Raw genomic sequence first — 7,173 nt, forward strand, 5'->3', positions numbered from 1 at the left:
CATGGCACGCATTGAACTTGACCTGGCGCATGCCTACGCGCCCAAGCCGCAACAGGACAGCGATTACGCGCTGCTGCCCCTGAAGATGACGTTTGAAGATGGCGGGGCCTATGCACTGCTGGGCCCATCGGGCTGTGGCAAAACCACGTTGCTCAACATCATGTCGGGCTTGCTGGTGCCATCCCAGGGAACGGTGCGGTTTGATGGCGTGGATGTCACGCGCGCCTCGCCGCAGGCCCGAAATATTGCGCAGGTGTTCCAGTTTCCCGTGATTTATGACACCATGACCGTGGCGGAAAATCTCGGGTTTCCACTGCGGAACCGGCAAGTTCCAGGCGCGCAAATTAAAAAACGTGTCGGCGAAATCGCAGAGATTTTGGAGATGAGTGGCCAGTTGAACCAATTGGCTGCCAACTTGTCGGCAGATCAAAAGCAAAAGATCTCGTTGGGTCGTGGCCTGGTTCGTCCCGATGTGTCCGCGGTCCTGTTTGACGAGCCGCTGACCGTGATTGATCCTCATCTGAAATGGCACTTGCGTCGCAAGATCAAACAGATTCATCACGAACTCAAACTGACCATGATCTACGTCACCCACGACCAGGTGGAGGCGCTGACGTTTGCTGAGCAGGTGGTGGTGATGACGCGTGGCCGTGCCGTGCAGATGGGTTCTGCGGCCGAGCTATTTGAGCGCCCGAGCCATACCTTCGTTGGTCACTTCATTGGCTCGCCAGGCATGAATTTTCTGACTGGGCAAGCACGGCTGGAAGGTTTTGAGGTGGCCGGGGTGACCTTGCCCTGGCTGGCGGGGCACTCGCCACCAGCGGGCCAAATCAAGTTGGGTATGCGCCCCGAGTATGTAGCACTGGTGGCACCCCAAACACCAGGGTCGTTGCCGATGACGGTGGTGCAAGTGCAGGATGTTGGCACGCATGTCATGTTGACCGCCCGTTTCGCCGGGCAAATTGTGAAGGCGCGCTTGTCACCGGATGCAGCACATTTCAAGATTGGGGCAACGGTCTGGCTGCAGGTGCTGGGCGAACACAGTTGTATCTATCAAAACGAGGAGATCGTGGCATGAGTACCACCACCAAGCGAGTCAATCAGAAAGCCTGGTTTCTGATCTTGCCGGTTTTGATCTGTGTCGCCTTTTCAGCCATTGTGCCGCTCATGACCGTGGTCAACTATTCGGTGCAGGACATCATTTCACCCGAGCGGCGGGTGTTTGTCGGGACCGAATGGTTTGCGGCCATCATGCGCGACGAAGAGTTGCACAGTGCCTTGCTACGGCAGCTGACTTTTTCACTCTCGGTGTTGGCTATTGAGCTGCCCCTGGGTATTTTGCTGGCGCTGTCCATGCCGGCACAAGGCTGGAAGGCTTCGGCGGTGCTGGTGATCGTGTCGCTCTCCTTGTTGATCCCCTGGAACGTGGTCGGTACGATCTGGCAAATTTTTGGCCGCACCGACATTGGTTTGATGGGGGCAGCCTTGCAGGGTCTGGGCATTGAGTACAGCTATACCGGCAACGCAACCCACGCCTGGCTCACCGTGTTGCTGATGGATGTGTGGCACTGGACACCCTTGGTTGGCTTATTGGGGTACGCGGGTCTGCGCTCCATTCCGGACGCCTATTACCAGGCGGCCAGCATTGACGGTGCCAGTAAGTTTGCTGTGTTCCGATATGTGCAGCTGCCCAAGATGCGCGGTGTGTTGATGATTGCTGTGCTGCTGCGTTTCATGGACAGTTTCATGATTTACACAGAACCTTTTGTGCTCACGGGCGGCGGGCCGGGTAACTCCACAACCTTTCTGTCGCAGTTTCTGACCATCAAGGCGGTCGGGCAGTTTGACATTGGTCCGGCGGCGGCATTCTCATTGATCTATTTCCTGATCATTTTGTTGCTGTGCTTCATTTTGTACAACTGGATGCAGCGCGTCGGCACCCAAGAAAAGGAGGGTGGTCATGAATAAGCCGGGCTTTCAAAAGCGCAACCTGTTCTTGCTGGCCTACATTGTGTTTGCCTTGTTGCCGGTGTACTGGATGGTCAACATGTCGTTCAAGACGAACGAAGAAATTCTGGCCAGTTTTTCGCTCTTTCCGCAGAATTTCACCTGGGCCAATTACAAAACCATCCTGACGGACCCCTCATGGTATTCAGGCTACATCAACAGCCTGATTTATGTCGGCATCAACACGGTGATCTCGATCACGGTGGCGTTACCGGCGGCCTATGCGTTCTCGCGCTATAGCTTTCTTGGCGACAAGCATGTGTTCTTCTGGTTGCTGACCAACCGCATGACACCGCCGGCCGTGTTTTTGTTGCCCTTTTTTCAGCTCTATTCCACCGTTGGGCTGATGGATACCCATCTGGCTGTGGCTTTGGCGCACCTGTTGTTCAATGTGCCGCTGGCGGTTTGGATCATGGAGGGTTTCATGAGTGGCATCCCGCGTGAAATTGATGAGACCGCCTACATCGACGGCTATTCATTCCCGGCATTTTTTGTCAAGATTTTCTTGCCCCTGATCAAGGCCGGCGTCGGTGTGGCGGCCTTCTTTTGCTTCATGTTCAGTTGGGTGGAACTGCTGCTGGCGCGCACCCTGACCAGTGTCAACGCCAAGCCGATTGTGGCCATCATGACGCGCACGGTATCGGCCTCGGGCATGGACTGGGCCACGCTGGCGGCCGCTGGCGTGCTGACGATTGTACCGGGCGCGATCGTGATCTGGTTTGTGCGCAACTACATCGCCAAAGGGTTTGCGATGGGACGGGTGTGATGCGTCAGCTTCACCCTGTTGTCAACGCTTTAGGAGAAGTCAATGTTTGAATGGATGGCCTGGACGACACCTGTCGCAGTTTTCTTCAGTTGCATTGTGCTCATGTTGGTTGGCATGACGTTATGGGAGCTCAAGTCACCCACCGTGATGCGACGTGGCTTTCTGCCCATAGCGACAACCCGCGGGGACCGCCTGTTTATAGGCTTGCTGGGCGCAGCCTATATCAATCTTGCTTTTGTCGGCCTCAGTGGCCGACTGATGGAATGGATGCGTCTGGAGGCAGAACCATCCATCTGGATCAGTTTCGTCATTTCCATGGGCGCACTGGCGTTGATCATGCGCAAAGGTTGACCAGTCAGAAATCAAGGATCGGCTTTTTGTCCCCTGGAGCCGAAGCAGCCTTGAGATCAGGGGAGTGTATATAAATGAGGAGAGTGAACATGAAATTGCGTTATAGCGCTGTGGCGGTGGCATTGGCATGCAGTGCCATGTCCAGCCAGGGGTGGGCGGACGAGGCTGCTGCCAAGAAATGGATTGATGCCGAGTTTCAACCCTCGACCCTGTCAAAAGACAAGCAAGCTGCTGAAATGAAGTGGTTTATTGACGCCGCCGCCAAGCTCAAGGCCAAAGGCGTAAATGAAATCGCAGTGGTTTCCGAGACCATCACCACCCATGAATACGAGTCCAAGACATTGGCCAAGGCATTCACCGAGATTACCGGAATCACGGTCAAGCATGACCTTATTCAGGAGGGCGATGTGGTTGAGAAACTTCAGACATCCATGCAATCGGGCAAGTCGATCTACGACGGCTGGATTTCCGATTCGGACCTGATTGGCACCCACTACCGCTATGGCAAGATCATGAATCTGACCGATTACATGACGGGCACCGGCAAGGACTACACCAACCCCGGTCTTGATCTCAAGGACTTTATTGGCTCAAGCTTCACGACTGCGCCCGATGGCAAACTTTACCAGTTGCCTGACCAGCAGTTTGCCAACCTTTACTGGTTTCGTGCTGACCTGTTTGCACGCCCCGACCTGAAGGAAAAGTTCAAGGCCAAGTATGGCTATGACCTGGGTGTTCCATTGAATTGGAGTGCCTACGAAGATATTGCAGCCTTCTTTAGCGAAGACGTCAAGACGATTGACGGCAAGCCGATTTATGGCCACATGGATTACGGCAAAAAGGACCCCTCGCTGGGCTGGCGTTTTACCGACGCCTGGCTGTCGATGGCTGGTACGGCTGACATTGGCATTCCGAACGGAATGCCAGTCGACGAATGGGGGATTCGCGTTGCAGCTGACAAGTGCACGCCGGTCGGCGCATCGGTGTCACGTGGCGGCGCCACCAACTCGCCAGCAGCGGTTTATGCACTCACCAAGTACGTGGACTGGATGAAAAAATATGCGCCCAAGGAAGCCACGGGCATGACATTTGGTGAGTCTGGCCCCGTGCCTGCGCAAGGCCAAATCGCCCAACAAATCTTCTGGTACACGGCCTTTACCGCAGACATGATTAAACCCGGTCTTCCCGTCGTCAATGCCGATGGCACGCCCAAGTGGCGCATGGCGCCTGGTCCGAACGGTCCCTATTGGAAACAAGGCATGCAAAATGGCTATCAGGACGTGGGTTCGTGGACCTTCTTCAAGGATCACGATGCCAACAAGACGGCTGCTGCCTGGCTTTATGCCCAATTTGTGACTGCAAAAACAGTGTCACTCAAGAAGACGATTGTCGGCCTGACTCCTATTCGCGAGTCTGATATTCAGAGCAAGGCCATGACCGACATGGCGCCCAAGTTGGGCGGTTTGGTGGAGTTTTACCGTAGCCCGGCACGTGTCGCCTGGACGCCCACTGGAACCAATGTGCCCGATTATCCGAAGCTGGCGCAACTGTGGTGGAAAAACGTGGCCGTGGCAGTCACCGGCGAGAAGACGCCACAACAAGCCATGGATAACCTGGCTGAAGAAATGGATCAGGTGATGGCGCGCTTGGAGCGAGCCGGTATGGCCAAGTGCCCACCCAAGCTCAACCCCAAAGGCGATCCGAACAAGTACCTGAGCGACAAGGGCGCGCCCTGGAAAAAATTGGCGAACGAAAAACCAAAGGGTCAAACCATCGCTTATGACACCTTACTCAGTGCATGGAAAAACGGCAAGGTTCGGTAATAGGGTATTGAAATCCTCAATGTCTTGAAGCGTGACCGTGTGTGCCTTGCCACACGGTCATTTTGTTTGAAAAACAGGGAAGATTGCTTTATGGATACCCCACCACAGCCGCTTCTGACCCATCGTCCTGAGCTTATTGCACGCCTGGCTGAACCTTGTCACTATGACGTGATCGTGGTTGGCGGTGGTGCCACTGGTCTTGGCGTGGCGCTGGACGCCGCTGTGCGCGGTCTGCGTGTGGTGCTGGTTGAATCGCACGACTTTGCCAAGGGCACGTCATCGCGCTCCACCAAACTGGTGCACGGTGGCGTGCGTTATCTGGCGCAGGGCAATATTGGCCTGGTGCGAGAGGCGCTGCATGAGCGCACCTTGTTACTGAAGAATGCGCCGCATTTGGCCCAACCGTTGCCATTTGTCATGCCCACTTACAAATGGTGGGAGGCCCCTTTCTATGGCATTGGCTTGAAAATGTACGACGCCCTGGCTGGCCGTGCAGGCTTGGGTCACACCGAGTTTTTGAGCCGCAGCGAGACCCTGGCGCAATTGCCCATGGTGCAAACAGAAGAACTCAAAGGCGGCGTGAAGTATTGGGATGGGCAGTTTAACGACGCACGTTTGGCATTGGCGCTGGCGCGCACTGCGGCCAACCGTGGCGCGTTGTTGGTCAACTATTGCCGTGTCACATCCTTGAAGCATGACAGCGGTCGCGTTGCAGGCGTGGTCTGCTCGGACCAGTTCACGGGCCAGGTTTTTGAACTGAACGCAGCTTGCGTCATCAATGCCGCAGGTGTTTGGGTGGATGAGTTGCGCCGTCTTGATGGTGTTGCCGGTGGTGCCGCAGCGCCGGCGATGCAGCCGATGCTGGCACCAAGCCAGGGTGTGCACATGGTGGTGGACCGCGCGTTTCTGGGGGGCAGTACGGCCTTGATGGTGCCCAAAACGGCTGACGGCAGGGTGCTCTTTGCGGTGCCGTGGCTGGGCAAGATCATCCTCGGAACAACCGATACTCCGCGCCCTGATCTGGCACGGGAACCCGAAGCGTTTGAGGACGAGATTGAATTCATTTTGAGTGAGTCAGCGCGCTATCTGCGTCGGGCGCCCAAGCGTAAAGACGTAAAAAGCATTTGGGTCGGGTTGCGGCCACTGGTGAAGCCTGCGAACACCGAGGGTGACAACACCAAGGTCTTGAGTCGGGAGCACACGATTCTGGTGAGTCGCAGTGGCTTGGTGACTGTCACTGGCGGCAAGTGGACCACTTACCGTGCTATGGCCGAAGACGTCCTGGCGCAATGCACCTCGCACAAACTCATTCGCCCGACATTGGCTGGGCAGACCAAGAGCCTGGCTCTGGTTGGCGCCGACACGGGCAGTTTCGAGTTCAAGGCCCTGTGCGAATCTGAAGGTCTGCACTCCTATGGCTCGGAGCAGACGAATGTGCGTGCCTTGCCTGGCGCCGAGAACTGGCTGTGCGAGGGCTTGAGTGAGGCGATGGTGCGTTTTGCTGTTCGCCATGAATACGCAATCACGGTTGAAGATATCCTTGCCAGGAGGTCCAGGCTGTTATTTCTCGATGCCAGGTTGGCCCGCCTTATGGCAGCAACAGTGGCTGCAATCTTGGCCGACGAGACTGGGCAGGACCCGGCGGTCGCAGAGTTCACCGACTTATGCCAGCACTATTTGCTAGAGAGCAAAGAAAAAGTTTGCTAGAGAGTCATTTATGCTGCATAATACGAGGCTTCGCATTTAAAGCGAAGTATCTGCCCAAAGCTAACAACGTGAGTGGTTCATGTTGGGTGTAACGGGCCCAAGACTGACTGAAGCCAAGGTTTGCGTTGTGCAAGCCGATTTTCAGTGCAAGTTGGGAATTAAACAAATGATCCAAACCGAATCTCGACTCGAAGTCGCCGATAACACCGGCGCGAAGTCCGTTCTGTGCATCAAGGTGCTGGGCGGATCGAAGCGTCGCTACGCTAGCGTAGGCGACATCATCAAAGTGAGCATCAAAGAGGCTGCGCCTCGTGGTCGCGTCAAAAAAGGCGATGTCTACAGTGCCGTGGTGGTTCGCACTGCCAAGGGCATTCGCCGCAGCGATGGCTCGCTGGTGAAGTTCGACGGCAATGCAGCAGTGTTGCTCAATGCCAAGCTCGAGCCCATCGGCACCCGCATCTTTGGACCAGTGACGCGCGAATTGCGCACTGAAAAGTTCATGAAGATCGTGTCTTTGGC

General features: G+C 55.7%; 7 protein-coding genes. All 7 read left to right on the forward strand.

Features of this window, described 5'->3' with window-relative positions; translation table 11 throughout:
* Window position 1 precedes the first annotated feature (1 nt).
* The gene (locus GPS82_RS05730) at window positions 2–1,078 is read left to right on the forward strand and encodes an ABC transporter ATP-binding protein (protein WP_296492029.1); all 1,077 of its coding nucleotides are present in this window, start codon (window positions 2–4) and stop codon (window positions 1,076–1,078) included.
* Entirely contained in the window at window positions 1,075–1,968 is an 894-nt protein-coding gene (locus GPS82_RS05735; RefSeq protein ID WP_296492030.1) for a sugar ABC transporter permease, read from the forward strand. The genes GPS82_RS05730 and GPS82_RS05735 overlap by 4 nt, the downstream gene beginning before the upstream one ends.
* Window positions 1,961–2,773, forward strand: coding sequence for a carbohydrate ABC transporter permease (locus GPS82_RS05740; RefSeq protein WP_296492032.1), 813 nt, complete (start codon window positions 1,961–1,963; stop codon window positions 2,771–2,773). Before GPS82_RS05735 ends, GPS82_RS05740 begins: the two co-directional genes overlap by 8 nt.
* 42 nt (window positions 2,774–2,815) lie before the next feature.
* The gene (locus tag GPS82_RS05745) at window positions 2,816–3,124 is read left to right on the forward strand and encodes a DUF2160 domain-containing protein (RefSeq protein ID WP_296492034.1); all 309 of its coding nucleotides are present in this window, start codon (window positions 2,816–2,818) and stop codon (window positions 3,122–3,124) included.
* An 89-nt stretch (window positions 3,125–3,213) separates the two neighbouring features.
* Window positions 3,214–4,947, forward strand: coding sequence for an ABC transporter substrate-binding protein (locus tag GPS82_RS05750; RefSeq protein ID WP_296492035.1), 1,734 nt, complete (start codon window positions 3,214–3,216; stop codon window positions 4,945–4,947).
* Window positions 4,948–5,037: 90 nt separating this feature from the next.
* Window positions 5,038–6,654, forward strand: a complete 1,617-nt coding sequence (locus GPS82_RS05755; RefSeq protein WP_296492037.1) for a glycerol-3-phosphate dehydrogenase/oxidase — start codon at window positions 5,038–5,040, stop codon at window positions 6,652–6,654.
* A gap of 166 nt (window positions 6,655–6,820) precedes the next feature.
* The coding region (rplN, locus tag GPS82_RS05760) for a 50S ribosomal protein L14 (RefSeq protein WP_296492039.1) at window positions 6,821–7,173 on the forward strand (353 nt) is incomplete at its 3' end.

The sequence above is a fragment of the Rhodoferax sp. genome, from assembly GCF_011391645.1.
Classification (GTDB): domain Bacteria; phylum Pseudomonadota; class Gammaproteobacteria; order Burkholderiales; family Burkholderiaceae_C; genus Rhodoferax.

Excerpts from the sequence above, each read along its gene's own strand:
- GPS82_RS05740 (WP_296492032.1), top strand. The coding sequence starts at position 1,961 with ATGAATAAGCCGGGCTTTCAAAAGCGCAACCTGTTCTTGCTGGCCTAC.
- GPS82_RS05755 (WP_296492037.1), top strand. The coding sequence starts at position 5,038 with ATGGATACCCCACCACAGCCGCTTCTGACCCATCGTCCTGAGCTTATT.
- GPS82_RS05745 (WP_296492034.1), top strand. The coding sequence starts at position 2,816 with ATGTTTGAATGGATGGCCTGGACGACACCTGTCGCAGTTTTCTTCAGT.
- GPS82_RS05750 (WP_296492035.1), top strand. The coding sequence starts at position 3,214 with ATGAAATTGCGTTATAGCGCTGTGGCGGTGGCATTGGCATGCAGTGCC.
- GPS82_RS05730 (WP_296492029.1), top strand. The coding sequence starts at position 2 with ATGGCACGCATTGAACTTGACCTGGCGCATGCCTACGCGCCCAAGCCG.
- GPS82_RS05735 (WP_296492030.1), top strand. The coding sequence starts at position 1,075 with ATGAGTACCACCACCAAGCGAGTCAATCAGAAAGCCTGGTTTCTGATC.